The organism is Paenibacillus cisolokensis, assembly GCF_050481165.1.
Taxonomy (GTDB): domain Bacteria; phylum Bacillota; class Bacilli; order Paenibacillales; family Paenibacillaceae; genus Paenibacillus_AH; species Paenibacillus_AH cisolokensis.
Genome location: NZ_JBCNFP010000149.1, coordinates 1 through 2,732, shown reverse-complemented (window position 1 = coordinate 2,732; position 2,732 = coordinate 1). Strand labels below are relative to the sequence as shown.

The following is a 2,732-nucleotide window of genomic DNA, read 5'->3' as shown; positions in this document are numbered from 1 at the left end:
ACAAACTTCTTGACACTACCCATTGGCGGGTCAATGTTGTATAATGTACAAAATTTCGGTCGATTTTCCTCGAATTGAATCCGATCCCCCCTGAATTATTGCACGAAATACAACAATCCGTCCCTTTTTTGTCGAAAGATGGGGAAATGCTGTATTTTCTGCAGGATTCATCACCCACCGTGCGAACGCTCGCCGTCGAGCAAGTCAATATGCTTTCGGGTCCAGGCACTGACTGCACAACAAATCCTATTTGGCGACTATGCAAGCGCTTTTATAAGTGATAACATAGTCATGACGATCGTAATTTCTTCAAGATGAAACGGGTGGATTTATGCTGAAGTTTCTACTCAAGGTTTTAAAGAGTAGCCGATTCAAAGATCTATATGTCCGATTATTGGTGGTGTTGTGCGTCACCGCCTTTTTGCCGTTGGCATATATCATGCTGCAAAACAGTGTTTACAATGAGAATATAAAGAAAAAGAATTTTAATATCCAAGTTTCCCAAGAGATGGAACCGAGTAAACGAATGATCGATCATTTATTATCGGATTTTGAATCCAAAACGATTCAGTTTACCAACAGCAGATCGGTAATCAATGTGCTTGATAAGAAAAGATTGACGGAAGACTTGCCGGACTTCATCAGTTTGAAGAATGAACTGAATAGTTTTTCGGATTCTTTATGCTGTATAGACAGTATCAGTATTCTTTTGCCCGATGAAGGATTGACCAAATCGGTCGCGAAAGGTACGATGGCTGTTCGTCCGATTGCCATCGAGTATTGGAGCATGCTGGCTGGTTCCATAAAAACGGAAGGGAATTGGCAGATTCATGACAGAACCTTGTTCCCAATACCAAATGACGCAGAGGAAGAGGACAAGAAGCTGATCTCGTTAATTAGGCCGGTGCCTGCTGTCGGCAACGAACCGCAAGCGCTGGTCATTGTCAATTTGGATCCCAAGGCGTTGTTTACCAGCGCGATTCATATGATCCCGGGAAAAGAGCTGTGGGTTTTAAGTCCCGAGGGAAAAGGCGCGTTTGAAAGCTTAACAGGCACGATGATCGATGAAAATCAATTGCACACCGTGTATAACCCGTTGTTGGACTCTCCTGATTTTGCGATGGCTTCGTTTCACGACAAAGATTACTTCGCCCAATTGAAAGGGTCGGAACGTACTTTATGGAATTATGTTTATTTGATCCCGGCCGAACAGATTGAAACGTCGAACCCGAAGCAAGCGATATGGCTTGCCGTTATTGTCCTGGTCCTCGTTACTTATATTGTTATGGAAATCCGAAGAATTTATCGGCCTATAAAAAAAATCACAGCCATATTTAACCAAAACAAAGAAATGGTTGCTTTTCCGGACGGGGACCATAATGAGTTTTCTTATCTGGTCTCCGCTGTTACTTCTATCATGGACAAAGAGATCGTTTTGGAAGGAAGGCTGAAGACCAACCTTTCCATCATCCGCCAAAAAATATGGAGAGACATGCTGGAAGGGTCCTCAGGGGATCATCAAAAAAGAGCGGAAATGCTGAAGGAACATGGAATCGATCTATTTCCGCACGGTTTTTTGGTGAGTGTCATCCGAATTAATGATTACATCGAATTCAAATCGAAATATAGCCGATCCGATCAGACCCTTCGGTACTAAAAATTCGCCGACGGACTTCGTCGAATGATCAGGATAGCATTGCGAGGTGATAGATGATGATCGATAGGCAATTTTGGCAAGGAAAACGTGTATTTGTGACCGGGCATACCGGATTTAAGGGCTCTTGGCTCAGCTTATGGCTCCATTCGTTAGGCGCCGTACTGACAGGTTATTCGCTTGCTCCGCCGACCCGCCCCAGTCTGTTTGAGGCCGGTCGGGTGGGCGGCTGTACGCGAACCGTTACAGGGGATGTTCGGCAGCTCGAACGCCTTGTGCGGACGATGGACGATGCGGACCCGGACATCGTGATCCATATGGCTGCCCAACCGCTGGTCAGAACGGGCTACCGGATGCCGGTGCAGACGTACGAAACGAATGTCATGGGGACAGTCCATCTGTTCGAAGCGGTGCGGATTGTTGCCAATGGGAAGCGGCGAATCAAGGCCGTCGTCAATGTGACGACCGACAAATGCTACGAGAACCAAGAATGGCCGTGGGGGTACAGGGAGAACGATACGCTGGGCGGGCACGACCCGTATTCCAGCAGCAAGGCATGCTCCGAGCTGATTACAGCCTGTTACCGCAGCTCCTATTTTCCCCCGGCGGCACATGCCTCCCACGGCGTCGCCGTCGCCTCGGCAAGGGCGGGCAACGTGATTGGGGGCGGCGACTGGTCAGCGGACCGGCTGCTCCCCGATTGCTTTCGCGCACTGGCAAGCGGCGAGCCCATCGAGCTCCGCAATCCCGGGTCCACCAGGCCGTGGCAGCATGTGCTGGAGCCGCTCGCCGGATATTTGCTGCTGGCGCAGCGGCTCTACGTGGAAGGCCCCGCGTATTCGGGCGGCTGGAATTTCGGCCCCGACGATCAGGACGTCCAGCCGGTCGAAAGCGTCGTGCGCAAGGTGTGCGACCTGTGGGGGGCCGACGCCGCTTACTCTATTCAGCCGGGGGAGCATCCGCACGAAGCGCGTGCGCTCAAGCTGGACTGCTCCAAGGCGAAAAGCGGCCTCGGCTGGTCCCCAAGGTGGCGCTTGGATCAGGCGATCCGCAAGACGTTAGTGTAAAATCTCCGTGG

At 50.2% G+C, this 2,732-nt stretch carries 2 protein-coding genes; both read left to right on the top strand.

Translation table 11 applies throughout. From position 1 onward, the window contains the following. Positions 1–331: 331 nt before the first annotated feature. Entirely contained in the window at positions 332–1,657 is a 1,326-nt protein-coding gene (locus ABEV74_RS20870) for a hypothetical protein (protein ID WP_430149239.1), read from the top strand. Positions 1,658–1,710: 53 nt separating this feature from the next. Then, complete coding sequence (gene rfbG, locus ABEV74_RS20865) at positions 1,711–2,721, top strand: CDP-glucose 4,6-dehydratase (RefSeq protein WP_430149237.1); 1,011 nt, start codon at positions 1,711–1,713, stop codon at positions 2,719–2,721. Positions 2,722–2,732: the final 11 nt, after the last annotated feature.